This is a genomic window from Ancylobacter sonchi (assembly GCF_018390695.1).
GTDB classification, from domain to species: Bacteria; Pseudomonadota; Alphaproteobacteria; order Rhizobiales; family Xanthobacteraceae; genus Ancylobacter; species Ancylobacter sonchi.
Genome location: NZ_JAHBGF010000011.1, coordinates 265,692 through 281,545, shown reverse-complemented (window position 1 = coordinate 281,545; position 15,854 = coordinate 265,692). Strand labels below are relative to the sequence as shown.

Below are 15,854 nucleotides of genomic sequence, written 5' to 3'. Positions count from 1 at the left end.
TCGGCGGCGGGAAGCCGGCGGGCGGGAGGCGGCGGGAAGCCGGCCTCGTCACCCGAAGCCTGCCTCATCGCTTGAAGAAGGCGTCCGCCGCCGCCCGCGAGGAGCGCTTGCCGTTGAGCGTGGCGCGCAGCCGCGCGATCTCGGCTTCCAGCAGCGTGATGCGTTCCTCGAGCTCGGCCTCCGACAGGGTGGAGAGGTCGGCGCCGATCTCATGGGCCGCCGGCAGCTTCGCTGGGCGGATGCTGAACGGATCGTCCTCGATCATCTCGGTCTCCTTGCTGGCGATGGCGGAACCATCGCTTCTGCGGCCATCTCTCCCAGCGCTATCTATTGCGCGCCGGGGTCGGTTGCCAGTGCGGGCGGCATGACTTAACCAGTCGCCTTGACCTGACGGTTCAACCGCTTGCCAGCCCGCTGCCGCGCTTCCGGCCCTGAAACTGCGAGGATATCCCCGTGACCGAGCTTCCCGCCACCATGACCGCCATCGGCCTGCCGACGCCCGGCGGCCCCGAAGCCCTGGTGCCGGAGACGCGGCCGGTTCCGGTGCCGCGCGCCGGCGAGATCCTCGTGAAGGTGGCGGCCGCGGGCGTCAACCGGCCGGACGTCATGCAGCGCAAGGGGCTCTATCCGCCGCCGCCCGGCGCGCCGGACATTCCGGGCCTCGAGATCGCTGGCGAAGTGGTGGCGCTCGGCGAGGGCGTGACCGGCTGGAAGCTCGGCGACAAGGCCTGCGCCCTCGTTTCCGGCGGCGGCTACGCCCAGTACTGCCTCGCGCAGGCCGATGCGGCGCTGCCGGTGCCGGCCGGCCTGTCGATGGTCGAGGCGGCGGCGCTGCCCGAGACCTTCTTCACCGTCTGGACCAATGTGTTCGACCTTGCCGGTCTGAAGGCCGGCGAGACCTTCCTGGTGCATGGCGGCACCTCGGGCATCGGCACCACGGCGATCCAGCTCGCCAAGGCCCATGGCGCCACCGTGTTCGCCACCGCCGGCAGCGCCGAGAAGTGCAAGGTCTGCCTCGATCTCGGCGCCGACGTCGCCATCGACTACAAGACCGAGGACTTCGTCGCGGTCATCAAGGAGAAGACCGGGGGCAAGGGCATCAACGTCATCCTCGACATGGTGGGCGGCTCCTACATCGCCCGCAATTACGAGGTGGCGGCGCCGCTCGGGCGCATCGTGCAGATCGCCTTCATGGAAGGCTCGAAGGTGCAGATCGACTATATGCGGCTGATGCTGAAGCGGCTGTCGCATATGGGCTCGACGCTGCGCTCGCGCCCCAATGCCGAGAAGGCCGCCATCGCCGCCTCGCTGCGCGCCAAGGTGTGGCCGTTGATCGAGGCCGGCAAGGTGAAGCCGGTGCTCGACCAGACCTTCCCGCTGGAGAACGCCGCCGCCGCCCATGCCCGCATGGAGACCAGCCTGCACATCGGCAAGATCATGCTGGAGGTCGGCTGAGCCTCCGGCCGGCCGCATGGCAGATCGCTTGGCCGGTCGTTGGGCCGGCCCGCCGGTCCTACCGGCAAGCGGCGGGGAGGGCGTGCGGCGGCGATGTCGTCGTCGCCGGACTTCATCGCTTGTCGGATAACCGGCGCCCCCCTCTTTAAATCCGGGCGCGGTCGTCCTAGATTTGTCATGCGGGGCTGCGAGGTTCGTCAGGAGAACATATTCCCCGGGGCCTTATCGATCTCAAAGGGAGCTGTCCCTGACCAGACCCCTGGGTCTGGACACACGGCGCCCACCTACGCTGTAGGTTCCCGGGATCGATTTCCAACGGCCATCGCGGCTCCGCGCTGATCATCATGACCGCTGCATCGACGCTTCCCGATAAACCTACCCTGCGCGCTGCCGCGCTCGCCCGACGGGCGGGCCTGGAGCCGCATATGCGCGCCGAGGCGTCCGCCCGGGCGGCGGCGCACGCCTTGTCGTGGCTTGGCGACGTGAAGGGCGAGGTGGTGGCCTTGTTCGCGCCCATCGGTACCGAGATCGACACCGGCCCGCTGGCGTCCGGCCTGCGCGCCGCCGGGGCGCGGCTCGCTTTGCCGGTGGTGGTGGACATGAAGGCGCCGCTGCTGTTCCGGCTGTGGAGCGCAGGCGAGCCGCTGGTCGAGGTGGCCGGCCCCGGCCGGCTGAGCATTCCGGTGCCGCCGGAGAGCGCGCCGCTGGTGATCCCCGACGTGCTGGTCGTGCCGCTCGCCGCCTTCGATCCGGGCGGGCACCGGCTCGGCTATGGCGGTGGCTATTACGACCGCACGCTGGCGGCGCTGCGGCGGGCGAAGCGGGTCGAGGCGCTGGGCTATGCCTTCGCGGTGCAGGAGCTTCCCTGCCTGCCTGCCGAGCCGCATGATGAGCGGCTGGACGCCGTCGTCACCGACGCCGGCATCATCACGGTGACGGCGGAGGACTAGGGTTTGCGCATTCTCTTTCTTGGCGACGTGGTGGGCCGCGTCGGGCGGCAGGTCGTGCTCGACGAGCTTCCCGGCCTGCGCAAGGCATGGTCGCTCGACTGCGTGGTTGTGAACGGCGAGAACGCCGCCGGCGGCTTCGGCATCACCGAGAGCATCTATGAGGAGTTCCTCGCCGCCGGGGCGGATGCCGTCACGCTCGGCAATCACGCCTTCGACCAGCGCGAGGCGCTCGTCTTCATCGAGCGCGCGCCGCGCCTGGTACGCCCCGCCAACTACCCCGCCGGCACGCCGGGGCGCGGTGCTGCGCTGGTGGAGACCCAGTCCGGCGCCCGCGTGCTGGTCGTCAACGTGATGGGCCGCACCTTCATGGACCCGATGGACGACCCCTTTGTCGCCATCGACCGCGAACTCGACGCCGCACCGCTCGGCCTGGTCTGCGACGCGGCGATCGTCGATTTCCATGCCGAGACCACCAGCGAGAAGCAGGCCTTCGGCCATTGGTGCGACGGGCGGGCCAGCCTGATCATTGGCACCCACACCCATGTGCCGACCGCCGATCACCGCATCCTGCCGGGCGGCACCGCCTACATGACCGATGTCGGCATGTGCGGCGCCTATGACGGGGTGATCGGCATGGACAAGGAGGAGCCGCTGCGGCGCTTCACCCGCAAGATCGGCTCCTCGCGCTTCGAGCCGGCGACCGGGCCGGGCACGCTGTCGGGCCTCGCGGTGGAGACCGACGCGAACGGCCGGGCGGTGAAGGTCGCCCCGGTGCGCATCGGCGGCCTGCTGGAGCCGGTGCTGCCGGCGTTCTGGTAAACGCTGCCGGTGCTGCCGACGTTCCGGTAGCGCGGCGATGAAGGCCCCCGCTTTACGCGCGACCCTGCTCTCGCCTATAAGCCGGCCACACGAATTTTCTTCGAATTTCTGACGCAGGGCCGCGTTCGTCTGGCCCGAGCGAAGTGGAGGCGGCCATGGCCGGGCATTCGCAGTTCAAGAACATCATGCACCGCAAGGGCAAGCAGGACGCGGTGCGCTCCAAGCTGTTCTCCAAGCTGGCGCGCGAGATCACCGTCTCCGCCAAGCTCGGCATGCCCGATCCCAACATGAACCCGCGCCTGCGCGCCGCCATTCTCGCGGCCCGCGCGGAAAACATGCCGAAGGACAATATCGACCGCGCCATCAAGAAGGCGGCCGGCGGCGACGCGGAGAACTATGACGAGATCCGCTACGAGGGCTATGGCCCCGGCGGTGTCGCCGTCATCGTCGAGGCGCTGACCGACAACCGCAACCGTACCGCCTCGGAAGTGCGCTCCTACTTCACCAAGTCGGGCGGCGCGCTGGCCGAGACCGGCGCGGTGTCGTTCATGTTCGACCGCATCGGCCTCATCGAGTTCGACGCGGGCAAGGCGTCCGAGGACGCGATGATGGAAGCCGCCATCGAGGCCGGCGCCGATGACGTCTCCTCCTCCGAGGACGGCCACGAGGTGGTGTGCTCGATGGAGAACCTGCACGAGGTCGCCGCCGCGCTGGAAGCCAAGTTCGGCGAGCCGCGCAAGTCCGGCCTGGTCTGGCGCCCGCAGAACACCATCGCGGTGGATGACGAAGTGGCGGAGAAGCTGATCCGTCTCGTCGACACGCTGAACGACAATGACGACGTGCAGAACGTCTACGCCAATTTCGAGATCTCCGAGGCCATGCTGGCCAAGATGAGCGCGTGAGCGCTCATCTCCACGAAGACTCCCTGAGCGCGTGAGCGCTTATCCTCACGAAGACATCCTGAGCGCGTGAGCGCTCGTCTTCACGAGAAATGACCGAGCGCGCGAGCGCTGGATGCCCGGCTCCGGCCGGGCATTTTCTTTGCGGCACCCCTCAGGGCCGCAGCAGCGGATCGAGCAGCGGCACGCTGGCCACCGCCGCCACCGCGATGATTGCATAGGCGATCAGCCGGAACTGCCGGTCGCTGGCCAGCCGGAAGCCGCGCGCGCCGGCGACGAGGCCGAACGCATAGGCCGGGCCGAGAACCAGCGACAGCTTCAGCACCTCGCCGTCGATCAGCCCGTGGCTGAGATAGGCGGTGGCGGAGGCCACCGTCACCAGCGCGAAGAAGGCGAACAGGTTCGCCCGCACCAGCGCCGCGTTCTGCCCGGTGCCGAGCCAGTACACCACCACCGGTGGGCCGGAGAGCTGCGCGGCGCCGCCGAGCACGCCGGCGAGCGCGCCGATGCCGAGCCGGGCGGCCAGCGAATGCGGCGCCTTCAGGCCGCGGCCGAAGATCAGCAGCATCAGCAGTGCCACCGCCAGCGCGGCGATCGCCCAGCGCAGCGCCACCGGGTCGATACGCTCCAGCAGCCACACGCCGAACGGCACCGCCACCACCGCGCCGATGGCGAGCGGTGCCACCTGCCGCCAGATGCAGGCGCGCAGCGCCCGGAACACCATCGGCAGGGTCAGTACGGTGTCGATGATCAGCAAGGTCGGCGCCGCCAGCTTCGGCCCGAACACCGCGCCGACCAGCGGCATGAAGATCAGCGCCCCGCCGAAGCCGGAAAAGCCGCGCGTGGCGCCGGCGATCAGCGCGGTGGCGATGGCCCAGACGAGGGCGGCGTCGAAGGACATGAAGGCACCTGCGCCGAGGGACCTCGCGGCGAAGCGCGAGAAGCGGGCCGCGAGAGGCGGGTCGCGGCGGAACCGAAAGCGGGAGGGCGGAAAGCCGGAGCGGCCGGAGGCGAAACGGCGCCCGTGGCGCCGTGGCCACCTTGCTAGTGCCGCACCCGGCGCCGGTCAATCGTCGTTTCTTGTCGTTTCGCCGCTTCTATCACATTTGGTGAAACACCCTATCGGCAAAACTCATTTGCCGCCCGGCGGCGGCGCGCCCACATTGGCGCCAACAGAACGGCGCCCATGCGTGGGCGCCCGGCGCCGTCGCGGCGCCGTATGTCGGGATATTGCGTCGTCGCGGCGCCCCATGTCGGGATATTGCCATGAGTGCCTCAGAAGTCTGCGCCGGCGCGGAGGCGGATGCCGCCGCCGCCCGCGCTGCCGCCGAGCGGACCGACCGGCTGGTCGGCGCCGGCCTCGCGCTGTTCGCCATCGCCATATGGGGCGGCTGGATCGTCTCCACCCGCCATGCGGTGGCCGGCCATCTCACCCCCTCGGCGGTTGGCTGGCTGCGCTTCGTGGTGCCGGCCCTGGTGCTGGCGCCCTGGTGGCTGAAGATCGGGCTGTGGCCGCGCGGCCGGGTGGTGCCGTTCCTGTTCTGCTTCATGGGGTCGGGCGCCATCTTCTTCCTGGTGGTCGGCAACGCCATGCGCTTCGTGCCGGCCGCCGATGTCGGTCCGCTGCTGCCGGGCACCATGCCGCTGATCGTGGCGGTGATCTCGGTGCTGGCGTTCAAGGAGCGGCTCGGCTGGCTGCGCGCCGCCGGCTTCGTCTGCATCGCTCTCGGCGTCGTCACCCTTGGGGGACGCGGGCTGATCAATTCGGCTGATGGTGCCTGGCGCGGCCATCTGCTGCTGCTCACCGGCGCCGGCCTGTGGGCCGGCTACACGCTCGCCTTCCGCCGCACCGGCATGGACGCCAGGGAACTGGTAGGGCTGATCGGCCTGTGGTCGGCGATCATCCTCACCCCGGTCGGCCTGCCCGGCGTCGTCTCGGCGCTGCAGGCGGGCTATGGCGCCGAGGTGCTGCAACTGGTGCTGGTGCAGGGCATCGGCTCGGGCGTGGTGGCGCTGGTCGCCTTCGGCATGGCGATCGAGAAGCTCGGCTCGTCGCGCGCCGCCGCCTTCACCGGCCTGGTGCCGGCGCTGGCTGCCGGCCTCGCCGTGCCGCTGCTCGGCGAGCACCCGGACACGGCGGCGATCATCGGCGTCGCCGCCACCGGCATCGGCGTGGTGCTGGCGAGCGGGGCGCTGGCTCCGGCGCGCCGGAGCTGACAACTCGGCATCCCCATGGCCGGACGTCATCCGGCCATGGGAAGGGAAAACCGCGTGGCTGCGGCGACCTACTCGTTCACGACGTGCCAGACGCCGTTACGCCCGTCGCCCGCCTTTTCGCCGGCCTTCTTGTCGCCGGCGAAGTAGTAGAGCGGCTTGCCGTCATAGGCCCATTGCATGGCGCCGTCCTTGCGCGGCACCATTGTCCAGCCGGCTTTCATCGCGTCGCCTTGCTTGCCGAGATAGGGCGGCCAGTTGGTGGCGCAGGCATCGTAGCAGGTCGACATGCCGCCAGTGTCCTTGTCGAACACATAGAGCGTCTTGCCGCCGGCCCCGGTCAGCATGCCGGCGGCGAGTGCCGGGCCGGCGAGCAGCAGGGCACCGGCCGTGAGGCCGGCCAAGCGGGTAAAGCTGTGGGTCATGGCGTTACTCCGGGTGTCTGGGGTCTGCGTCGCCCCTTAATCCCGCATTAACCATGCGCCTCGCCTGTGGCGAAATCACGGGCTTTCGCGGGGAGCGGACACTGGCCGTTCGTCGTTTGTTCGGGTACCTCCTAGGGCATGGTGTCCGCTCCGATTCGCATTCTCGGCCTCGACCCCGGCCTCCGCCGTACCGGCTGGGGGGTGATCGAGGCTGCCGGCACCCGGCTTTCCTTCGTCGCCTGCGGCACGGTGCTGCCGCCGGAGGAGGGCACGCTCGCCGAGCGCCTCGCCATCCTGTATCGCGAGCTTGCAGCGGTCATCGCCGCCTTCACCCCGGACGAGGCGGCGGTCGAGGAGACCTTCGTCAACGTCAATCCCGCCTCGACGCTGAAGCTCGGGCAGGCGAGGGGGGTGGTGCTGCTCACCCCCGCCCTTGCCGGCGTGCCGGTCGCCGAATATGCGGCGCTGCTGGTCAAGAAGACCGTGGTCGGCGCCGGGCGGGCGGAGAAGGCGCAGATCCGCATGATGATGAAGGTGCTGCTGCCGCAGGCGGACTTCGAGACCGACGACGCGGCGGACGCGCTTGCGGTTGCCGTCACCCATGCCCAGCATAGGGGCGCGGCGGCGCTGCGCGCCTCGTTCGAGAAGCGGGTGACCGCCAAGGTGGCCAAGGTGGCGGCGCGATGATCGGCAGGCTCAGATGATCGGCAAGCTCGGATGATCGGAAAGCTCAAGGGCCTGGTGGATTCCTACGAGGAGGATCACGTCATCCTCGACGTGCAGGGGGTCGGCTATCTCGTCCACTGCTCGGGGCGCACCCTGCAGGCGCTGCCCTCGCCCGGCGAGGCGGCGACTTTGTTCATCGAGACCTTCGTGCGCGAGGACATGATCCGGCTCTACGGCTTCGTCTCGCAGGCGGAGAAGGCGTGGTTCCTGCTGTTGCAGAACGTGCAGGGCGTCGGCGCCAAGGTGGCGCTCAACGTGCTCTCCGTGCTGTCGCCCTCCGAGCTCGCCAATGCGGTGGCGCTCGGCGACCGGGCGATGGTGGCGCGGGCGAACGGGGTGGGGCCGAAGGTCGCCGCCCGCATCGTCGCCGAGCTGAAGGACAAGGCGCCGGGCTTCGCCGATGTCGACCCGGCGGTCGCCAGCCTCGCCGGGCAGGTGGCGGCCCGCTCCGCCCCGGCGCCGGTGGCGGACGCCGTCTCGGCGCTGGTCAATCTCGGCTATGCGCAGGTGCAGGCCAGCGCCGCGGTGGCGGCGGCGGTCCGCGAGGCCGGCGAGGGGGCGGATACCGCCCGGCTGATCCGGCTCGGCCTGAAGGAACTCGCCCGATGATCGGCCTCGACTGTCCTCACCCTACATCCCGGCCCGGCAATCGGCCGCATCGGCCACCTCACTGTCCTGACCGCCGGCGGGGCGGACGATGAGCACGAAGCGCCTCGTCACCGCCGACAAGCGCGAGGAAGACCTCGCGGAAGCCACCTTGCGTCCGCAGATGCTGGCCGAGTTCGTCGGCCAGCAGCAGGCGCGTGCCAATCTCGACATCTTCATTAAGGCGGCCAAGGCGCGCGGCGAGGCACTCGACCACGTCCTGTTCGTCGGCCCGCCCGGCCTGGGAAAAACCACGCTCGCCCAGATAGTTGCGCGCGAATTGGGCGTCGGCTTCCGCTCGACCTCCGGCCCGGTGATCGCCAAGGCCGGCGACCTCGCGGCGCTGCTGACCAATCTCGAAGAGCGCGACGTGCTGTTCATCGACGAGATTCACAGGCTGAATCCGGCGGTGGAGGAAATCCTCTACCCGGCGATGGAAGATTACGAGCTCGATCTGATCATCGGCGAAGGGCCTGCGGCACGTTCCGTCAAGATTTCGCTGTCGAAATTCACCCTGGTCGGAGCGACCACCCGTTCGGGTCTGCTGACGACACCTTTGCGTGATCGCTTCGGTATCCCGATCCGACTGAATTTCTACACGATCGACGAGCTTGAACTCGTCGTGTCGCGCGGCGCGCGGGTGCTCGGCATTCCGATTTCGAAGGATGGCGCCCGTGAGATCGCCCGCCGCGCCCGCGGCACGCCGCGCATCGCCGGGCGTCTGCTGCGCCGGGTGCGGGATTTCGCGCTGGTGGCGGGCAAGGAGATCATCGATCGCGCGGCGGCAGACCACGCGCTCGGCCATCTGGAGGTCGACGCGCTGGGGCTGGACCAGATGGATCGTCGCTATCTCACTGTCATCGCAGTGAATTATGGCGGTGGGCCGGTCGGTGTCGAGACCATCGCGGCGGCCCTCTCGGAGCCGCGCGACGCCATCGAGGAGATCATCGAGCCCTATCTGGTGCAGCAGGGCTTCGTGCAGCGGACCCCGCGCGGGCGGGTGCTTACGGCGCATGCCTTCAAGCATATGGGGCTGGCGATACCGACCTCGGTTAACCAGATGCCGCTGTTCGACGACAGCGAAGATGCGTGACGCCGCCGTCGCGCTAATGTAATTCACATTCACATGAGCTGGACCCGAAACGGCGAGACGCGTTCCTACCATCACGGCAACCTTCGGGAGGCCCTGATGCAGGCGACGCTCGAGCTGATCGCCGAGAAGGGTATCGCCGGCGTCGCCTTCGCCGAGGCGGCGCGCCGCGCCGGGGTGAGCGCGGCGGCGCCCTACCGGCATTTCCGCGACCGCGACGAATTGATCGCCGCAGTCGCCACCACCGGCTTCGATCGCTTCGCCGAGGCGCTGAAGGCGGCGTGGCAGGAGGGGCGCCCGTCGCCGGCCGCCGCCTATGAGCGTTTGGGTCGCGCCTATCTCGATTTCGCCCGGCAACAGCCGTCCTACTACATCGCCATGTTCGAATCCGGCGTGCCGCTGGACGTGCATGAGGGGTTGCAGCAGGCCGGCGCCCGCGCCTTCGCGGTGCTGCGCGAGGCGGCGGAAGTATTGGTGTCTCACATGCCGGGGCGGCCGCCGGCGCTGATGGTGGCGCTGCATACCTGGTCGCTGGCGCATGGCGTCGCCTCGCTGTTCGCCCGGGCCGATGGCGCCCGCCGCAAGCTGCCCATGACCCCGGACGAGCTGCTGGAAGCCGGATTCCTCGTCTATCTGAAGGGGCTCGGCGGGCCTTCCGACTGATCTTCGACGCTACGGCATTGACAAGACGCCGTGCCGTGTCCATATATGTAAATGTATTTAACATTAACTGGGACGGCAGCCATGGAGCTCGCTTACAAGCTCGACAGTTACGGCAAACCGGCCTGGATCGCGCTGACGGTGCTGGGCTTCATGGCCTGGTGGCCCCTCGGTCTGGCGATCCTGGCCTTTACAATCGGGAGTGGACGTATGGGTTGCGGTGGACGGCGCGGCTTCGCGCGGTGGCAGGAAGAGGGCGGCGAAGCGTTCCGTAACGCGTTCGGCCGCTGGGGACGCGGCATGCCCTCCAGCGGCAACCGCGCCTTCGACGAGTATCGTCAGGAGACGCTGCGTCGTCTCGAGGAGGAGCAGAGCGATTTCCGCGGCTTCCTCGATCGCCTGCGCCAGGCCAAGGACAAGGCCGAGTTCGACCAGTTCATGGCCGAGCGTCGCCGCCCGGCGCCGCCGCAGCCCGACGCCCCGGCGGACGGTGCCATCGGTAACTGATCCCGCCTTCGCATCGGCGTGAAGTTTGGCCGCGCCCTTTGTTCACAAGGGGCGCGGTCTCGTTTATGAGGGCGGCATGAGTGGACAGGAACCCCGCGTGCAAGATCCCCGTGCGCCCCATCTCGATCCCCGCGAACTCGCGGCCGATCCGTTTCTCCATCTCGCCGGGCGTCTGGTGCCGGGCGGCCATGTGCTGCCGGTACGGATCTATTACGAAGACACCGATTTCTCCGGCATCGTCTACCACGCCAATTATCTGCGGTTCATGGAGCGGGCGCGGTCCGACCATCTGCGCCTCATCGGCGTGGTGCAGGGCGAATTGTTCGGCGAGGCGCTGGCAGAGGCGCCCGGCTTCGCCTTTGTGGTGCGCTCCATGCAGCTCGATTTCGTGCGTCCCGCCCGCATCGACGACGTGCTGGAAATCCATACCAGTCCCATCGACGTGGCCGGGGCCTCGATCACTTTGCTGCAAAAAGTGATGCGTCGCGGCGAGCTGCTGGTCGAGGGCCGCGTGAAGGTCGCGTTCGTCTCGCAGGGACGCGCCCGCCGCATCCCGGATGCCTTGCGTACCGCCATGCGCGCGGCGCAGGACGAGGCGCCGCAGGTCTGACCGGATCGGTGTTGCGGTGCCGCAACGCTAACGTGGCATTAACCCTAGCAAGTGCTTAATCAGCGTGACGTGAGGCGCCACGCGCCCAAGTTTCGTCGGATTCACCGTCGAACAGGGTAGGACGAATGAACGGAAGGACCTGGCTCCCGCCGGGGGAAAGTTCATTTTGTCGTTAACCGCCGTGGCGTCTGTGCGTGATGCGTGCCGTCCGTCCGAGTGGGCGGGCGGGCTCCGGTGCTTGAGGTTGAGATCACATGAATCCTGCTGACGTGGCGCAAACGGCCATGGCCGCCCCGAGCGCCGATCTTTCGCTGATCGGGCTGTTCCTTCAGGCGCACTTCATCGTCAAGGTGGTCATGGGGGGGCTGGTGCTCGCCTCGGTCTGGGTCTGGGCGATCATCATCGACAAGACCATCCTGTTCGGCCGCATGAAGCGGCAGATGGACCGTTTCGAGCAGACCTTCTGGTCCGGCCAGAGCCTCGAGGAGCTGTATCGCTCGCTGTCCTCGCGCCCGAACCACGCCATGGCGGCGATCTTCGTCGCGGCGATGCGGGAGTGGAAGCGCTCCTATGAGGGCGGCGCGCGCTCCTTCGCCGGCCTGACCCAGCGGCTCGACAAGGTGATGGACGTCACCGTCGCTCGCGAGGTCGAGCGGCTGGAGGCGCGGCTCCTGGTGCTGGCGACCGTCGGCTCGGCCGGCCCGTTCATCGGCCTGTTCGGCACGGTGTGGGGCATCATGACCTCGTTCCAGTCGATCGCGGCGTCGAAGAATACCAGCCTCGCCGTGGTGGCGCCCGGCATCGCCGAGGCTCTTTTCGCAACGGCAATCGGCCTTATCGCCGCCATCCCGGCGACGATTTTCTACAACAAGTTCGTGTCACAGGTGAACCGGTTGGCGCTGCGGCTGGAGGGTTTCTCGGATGAGTTCTCCGCGATCCTGTCGCGCCAGATCGATGAACGGGGCTGACGCGCATGGGTATGTCGGGAGGCGGGGGCGGAGGCTGGCAGTCGCGACGTTCACGTCGTCGCGGCGGCGGTGGCAACGTCATGTCCGAGATCAACGTCACGCCGATGGTCGACGTGATGCTGGTGCTGCTCATCATCTTCATGGTCGCCGCGCCGATGCTCACCGTCGGCGTGCCGCTCGACCTGCCGCAGACGCAGGCGCAAGCGGTCTCGCAGGACCGCGAGCCGCTGGTGGTCTCCATCAACAATGAAGGCAAGATCTACCTGCAGGACAGCGAGATTTCCGTCGACGAGCTGGTGCCGAAGCTGCAGGCGATCGCCAAGGCCGGCTATGACGAGCGCATCTTCGTGCGCGGCGACAAGACCGTCGACTATGGCGCGGTGATGAAGGTCATGGGCCGCCTGTCGGGCGCCGGGTTCAAGCGCGTCGCGCTGGTCTCCGAAGTCGAGCAGGGGGGCTGAGCTCCATGCGCGCGGGTCTCGTCTCTTCGGCTGTCCTTCATATCGGCATTATCGGCTTCATGGCCATCTCCTTCGCGTCTCCGAACCCTTACGAGACCGTGCAGGAATCCATGCCGATCGACATCGTCTCCGATTCGGAGCTGTCGAAGATGATGTCCGGCAAGAAGGACGCCCCGAAGGCCGAGGCGCCCAAGCCGGTGGTCGAGAAGATCGACAAGCCGAAGCAGGCGGAGAATCTCGACGCCAAGGTTTCGGAGAAGCCGGAGATCAAGGCGGCGAAGGAAGCCGCGGCCCCCCCGCCGCCTCCGCCCCCGCCGCCTGAGGCGAAGCCCGAGCCGGCGCCGCAGCAGCAGGCCGAGGCCAAGCCGCCGGAGCCGAAGCCGGCCCCGCCGCAGCCTCAGGCGAAGCCCGAGCCGGCGCCGCCGAAGGATGCCGAATCGATGGCGGCCAAGCCGCCGGAGCCGAAGAAGGACGAGCCGAAGCCGGCGCAGACCGCGCAGGCGGCCCCCCCGCCGCCGCCGGCTCCGCCCAAGAAGCCGAAGGACATTCCGCCCAAGGTGGTGCAGGCACCGCCGAAGGAGCAGCGCGATTTCAATCCCAACCAGATCGCGGCGCTGCTGAACAAGCAGGACCCGCGGCGGCAGGCCGCACTCGGCGACACGATGAATTCGATGGCGTCGCTGGGCGCGACCCGCGGCGATGCGAACTCGCTCTCGCAGACCGAGATCGACGCGCTGCGCGCCTATATCCGCCAGTTCTGGTCGCTGCCGGCCGGCGGTGTGGACGTCGAGCGGATCACGGTGTCGATCCGCTTCATCCTCGGGCCGGATCGCCGGCTCCAGGGTGCGCCGCAGCTGGTGGAAGTGCAGGGCGCGGCGAACCCCTATGCCAAGGTGGTGCAGGAGACGGCGATGCGCGCCGTCAACCTCGCCGCCCATCAGGACAACCCGTTCCCGATGCTGCGGCCGGAGAAATATGAAACCTGGCGGGACCTGACGGTCGACTTCAACCCGTCCATGCTGAATTACTGATGGGACCGTTCGTCCGAGGTCGAGATTTAATGATGACGTACAAGAATACGGAAGGTTTCGGTCTCATCGGTCGGCGGTCGGTGGTGACCGGCATGGCCGCGCTCGGTGGAGGGCTGTTGCTGCCGGGACGCAGCCAGGCGGCACTGCGTCTCGACGTCACCTCCGGCTCGGTGCAGCCGTTGCCCATCGCGATCACCGAGTTCGTCGGAGGCGGCAGCGCCCAGGATGCCGAGGCGGGCAAGGGCGTCAGCCAGATCATCACCGCCGATCTGCGCCGCTCCGGCCTGTTTGCGCCGCTCGATCCGGCCGCCTTCGTCGAGAAGATCACCAACCCGGACGCTTCGCCGCGCTTCCAGGACTGGCGGGTGATCAACGCGCAGGCGCTGGTGACCGGGCGCATGACCCGTCAGCCCGACGGGCGGGTGAAGGCGGAGTTCCGCCTGTGGGACGTGTTCGCCGGCCAGCAGCTGATCGGCCAGCAATATTTCACCCAGCCGGAGAACTGGCGCCGCGTGGCCCATATCATCGCCGACGCCATCTATGAGCGTCTGACCGGCGAGAAGGGCTATTTCGACACCCGCATCGTCTTCGTCGACGAAAGCGGCGCGAAGGAAAAGCGCATCAAGCGTCTCGCCATCATGGACCAGGACGGCGCCAACGTGACCTATCTCACGCGCGGCGACGACCTCGTGCTGACCCCGCGCTTCTCGCCGACCAGCCAGGAAATCACCTATATGAGCTATGGTCGCGCCGAGCCGCGCGTCTATCTGCTCAACATCGAGAACGGCCAGCGCGAGGTGGTCGGCAACTTCCCGAATATGAGCTTCTCGCCGCGCTTCGCGCCGGACGGGCAGCGGGTGATCCTGTCGCTGCAGCAGGGCGGCAACTCCAATATCTTCGTCATGGATCTGCGCTCCAAGGCGACGACGCGTCTCACCGACACCTCCGCGATCGACACCGCGCCGTGCTATTCGCCCGACGGCTCGCAGATCTGCTTCGAGAGCGACCGGGGCGGCACCTCGCAGATCTACATCATGAATCCGGACGGCTCGAACCAGCACCGGATCTCGTTCGGCGAAGGGCGCTATTCGACGCCGGTGTGGTCGCCGCGCGGCGACGTGATCGCCTTCACCAAGCAGGGGGGCGGCCATTTCGCCATCGGCGTCATGCGTCCCGACGGCTCGGGCGAGCGCATCCTGACCGAGGGTTATCACAATGAAGGCCCGACCTTCGCGCCCAATGGGCGGGTGATCATGTTCTTCCGCGATCCGGCGGGTGCTGCGGGGCCGCAGCTCTATTCGGTCGACATCACCGGCTATAACGAGCAGCGCATTCCCACCCCGAGCTATGCGTCCGACCCGGCCTGGTCGCCGCTGCGCTCGTGAGCGGGCGCCGCGGCAGCCGGCCGTGGCGTTAAGACTTGATTGACCATAATGGACGGTTTCGGCGATACGTCCGATTTTGTCGTTTCCGGCAAGGTTTCGTAAAGGTTGACGGAACCTTCGATTAACCAGATGAGTGCTAGATCGGTTCGTCCCGGTCGTGGGGCGGCCCGGTCGCGGGGATTGAGGAGTTGAGCGGAATGATCCGTATGTTGCGCCATGTCGGCGGGGCTCGCGTCGCCCTTGTCGTCGGTCTTGCTATGCTTGCGGCCGCCTGCGCCAAGAACCCGATGGACGGGCAGGGTGGCCCCGGTATGGGCCAGCTCGGCTCCGCGCCGGCCGGCAGCCCGCAGGAGTTCATCGTGTCGGTCGGCGATCGCGTGTTCTTCGAGAGCGACCAGACCGATCTGACGCCGCAGGCGCGCGCCACGCTGGACAAGCAGGCCCAGTGGCTGCAGGCCTATGGCCGCTACACCTTCACCATCGAAGGCCATGCCGACGAGCGCGGCACCCGCGAATACAACATCGCGCTCGGCGCCCGCCGCGCCCAGAGCGTGCGCGACTATCTCGCGAGCCGTGGCATCGACGGCAATCGCATGCGCACCATCTCCTACGGCAAGGAGCGTCCGGTTGCAGTGTGCAACGACATCTCCTGCTGGTCGCAGAACCGTCGCGCGGTCACCGTACTGAACGCCACAGGTTCGTGATCCCAGCGTTTCGTCGCTGTTTCCAGGCCCGGCCGGCGCTATGCTCCGGCCGGGTTTTACTTTGCGTGCCGGGCTGACCGAAGGTCAAACTTTGGACGCGATCGAGCCCGTATGTTCAAATGCCAGGGCGCGGCCTTCCGGTTCGCGTCGCCCGACATCGAGGCCCATACCGTTCGTCATGAATCCGTTCGCCGCGCGCTTGTCCGCCGTCTTCACCTGCGTCGCTTTGATCTCGGCGGTTCCCGCCGCCGATACCGCCTTCGCACAGGCGGACAATAATTTCTTCGGAAACATCTTCCGGCCGC

20 protein-coding genes and 1 other RNA gene are annotated in these 15,854 nt (G+C 68.0%); 17 read left to right on the top strand and 4 right to left on the bottom strand.

Annotated elements, in window-relative coordinates:
- Positions 1-64: 64 nt before the first annotated feature.
- Positions 65-265 carry a DUF1192 domain-containing protein gene (locus KHC28_RS04760; RefSeq protein WP_214007179.1) on the bottom strand — a complete coding sequence of 67 codons (201 nt, stop codon included), beginning with the start codon at positions 263-265 and terminating at the stop codon, positions 65-67.
- 188 nt (positions 266-453) lie between these two features.
- On the opposite strand from KHC28_RS04760, the gene KHC28_RS04755 reads away from it, so the two are divergent.
- The 5 genes from KHC28_RS04755 to KHC28_RS04735 all read left to right on the top strand — a co-directional run bounded on the left by KHC28_RS04755 (position 454) and on the right by KHC28_RS04735 (position 4,126).
- Positions 454-1,455, top strand: a complete 1,002-nt coding sequence (locus KHC28_RS04755) for an NAD(P)H-quinone oxidoreductase (RefSeq protein WP_214007178.1) — start codon at positions 454-456, stop codon at positions 1,453-1,455.
- A 179-nt stretch (positions 1,456-1,634) separates the two neighbouring features.
- Positions 1,635-1,790: non-coding RNA, 6S RNA (gene ssrS / locus KHC28_RS04750), on the top strand.
- A gap of 9 nt (positions 1,791-1,799) precedes the next feature.
- Positions 1,800-2,405 (top strand): 5-formyltetrahydrofolate cyclo-ligase, encoded by a 606-nt coding sequence (locus tag KHC28_RS04745; protein ID WP_214007177.1) that lies wholly within the window; start codon positions 1,800-1,802, stop codon positions 2,403-2,405.
- Between the two features lie 3 nt (positions 2,406-2,408).
- Positions 2,409-3,224: a TIGR00282 family metallophosphoesterase gene (locus KHC28_RS04740; protein ID WP_214007176.1), complete on the top strand. Its 816-nt coding sequence runs from the start codon at positions 2,409-2,411 to the stop codon at positions 3,222-3,224.
- 155 nt (positions 3,225-3,379) lie between these two features.
- Positions 3,380-4,126, top strand: a complete 747-nt coding sequence (locus tag KHC28_RS04735; protein ID WP_214007175.1) for a YebC/PmpR family DNA-binding transcriptional regulator — start codon at positions 3,380-3,382, stop codon at positions 4,124-4,126.
- Positions 4,127-4,277: 151 nt separating this feature from the next.
- Here KHC28_RS04735 and KHC28_RS04730 read toward each other — a convergent pair whose 3' ends face one another.
- Complete coding sequence (locus KHC28_RS04730; protein ID WP_214007174.1) at positions 4,278-5,024, bottom strand: sulfite exporter TauE/SafE family protein; 747 nt, start codon at positions 5,022-5,024, stop codon at positions 4,278-4,280.
- A 365-nt stretch (positions 5,025-5,389) separates the two neighbouring features.
- Between KHC28_RS04730 and KHC28_RS04725 the strand changes: the two genes are divergently transcribed.
- The gene (locus tag KHC28_RS04725; protein ID WP_214007173.1) at positions 5,390-6,340 is read left to right on the top strand and encodes a DMT family transporter; all 951 of its coding nucleotides are present in this window, start codon (positions 5,390-5,392) and stop codon (positions 6,338-6,340) included.
- A 68-nt stretch (positions 6,341-6,408) separates the two neighbouring features.
- On the opposite strand, the gene KHC28_RS04720 is transcribed toward KHC28_RS04725, so the two are convergent.
- Entirely contained in the window at positions 6,409-6,762 is a 354-nt protein-coding gene (locus KHC28_RS04720) for a COG4315 family predicted lipoprotein (protein ID WP_214007172.1), read from the bottom strand.
- Between the two features lie 138 nt (positions 6,763-6,900).
- On the opposite strand from KHC28_RS04720, the gene ruvC reads away from it, so the two are divergent.
- The 11 genes from ruvC (at position 6,901) to pal (ending at position 15,549) form a co-directional block, all read left to right on the top strand.
- The gene (gene ruvC, locus KHC28_RS04715) at positions 6,901-7,449 is read left to right on the top strand and encodes a crossover junction endodeoxyribonuclease RuvC (RefSeq protein ID WP_214007171.1); all 549 of its coding nucleotides are present in this window, start codon (positions 6,901-6,903) and stop codon (positions 7,447-7,449) included.
- Positions 7,450-7,479: 30 nt separating this feature from the next.
- Positions 7,480-8,097 carry a Holliday junction branch migration protein RuvA gene (ruvA, locus tag KHC28_RS04710; protein ID WP_214007170.1) on the top strand — a complete coding sequence of 206 codons (618 nt, stop codon included), beginning with the start codon at positions 7,480-7,482 and terminating at the stop codon, positions 8,095-8,097.
- 88 nt (positions 8,098-8,185) lie between these two features.
- Positions 8,186-9,226 carry a Holliday junction branch migration DNA helicase RuvB gene (gene ruvB / locus KHC28_RS04705; RefSeq protein WP_214007169.1) on the top strand — a complete coding sequence of 347 codons (1,041 nt, stop codon included), beginning with the start codon at positions 8,186-8,188 and terminating at the stop codon, positions 9,224-9,226.
- 33 nt (positions 9,227-9,259) lie between these two features.
- Positions 9,260-9,886, top strand: coding sequence for a TetR/AcrR family transcriptional regulator (locus KHC28_RS04700; protein ID WP_214007168.1), 627 nt, complete (start codon positions 9,260-9,262; stop codon positions 9,884-9,886).
- An 81-nt stretch (positions 9,887-9,967) separates the two neighbouring features.
- A complete protein-coding gene (locus KHC28_RS04695) occupies positions 9,968-10,390 on the top strand; it encodes a DUF2852 domain-containing protein (RefSeq protein ID WP_214007167.1) in 423 nt (140 codons plus the stop codon).
- Between the two features lie 97 nt (positions 10,391-10,487).
- Positions 10,488-11,000 carry a tol-pal system-associated acyl-CoA thioesterase gene (gene ybgC, locus KHC28_RS04690; protein WP_312893085.1) on the top strand — a complete coding sequence of 171 codons (513 nt, stop codon included), beginning with the start codon at positions 10,488-10,490 and terminating at the stop codon, positions 10,998-11,000.
- Between the two features lie 254 nt (positions 11,001-11,254).
- On the top strand, positions 11,255-11,968 hold the full coding sequence (tolQ, locus tag KHC28_RS04685) for a protein TolQ (protein ID WP_214007165.1): 714 nt from the start codon (positions 11,255-11,257) through the stop codon (positions 11,966-11,968).
- A gap of 5 nt (positions 11,969-11,973) precedes the next feature.
- Entirely contained in the window at positions 11,974-12,429 is a 456-nt protein-coding gene (gene tolR, locus KHC28_RS04680) for a protein TolR (RefSeq protein ID WP_214007164.1), read from the top strand.
- A 5-nt stretch (positions 12,430-12,434) separates the two neighbouring features.
- Positions 12,435-13,460, top strand: coding sequence for a cell envelope integrity protein TolA (gene tolA, locus KHC28_RS04675; RefSeq protein ID WP_214007163.1), 1,026 nt, complete (start codon positions 12,435-12,437; stop codon positions 13,458-13,460).
- Positions 13,461-13,552: 92 nt separating this feature from the next.
- Positions 13,553-14,845, top strand: a complete 1,293-nt coding sequence (gene tolB / locus KHC28_RS04670) for a Tol-Pal system beta propeller repeat protein TolB (RefSeq protein WP_246564336.1) — start codon at positions 13,553-13,555, stop codon at positions 14,843-14,845.
- 206 nt (positions 14,846-15,051) lie between these two features.
- Positions 15,052-15,549, top strand: a complete 498-nt coding sequence (pal, locus tag KHC28_RS04665; protein WP_376772606.1) for a peptidoglycan-associated lipoprotein Pal — start codon at positions 15,052-15,054, stop codon at positions 15,547-15,549.
- A gap of 84 nt (positions 15,550-15,633) precedes the next feature.
- Here the strand turns inward: pal and KHC28_RS27215 are convergent, their stop codons facing one another.
- Complete coding sequence (locus KHC28_RS27215) at positions 15,634-15,843, bottom strand: hypothetical protein (RefSeq protein ID WP_246564281.1); 210 nt, start codon at positions 15,841-15,843, stop codon at positions 15,634-15,636.
- Between the last annotated feature and the right edge of the window lie 11 nt (positions 15,844-15,854).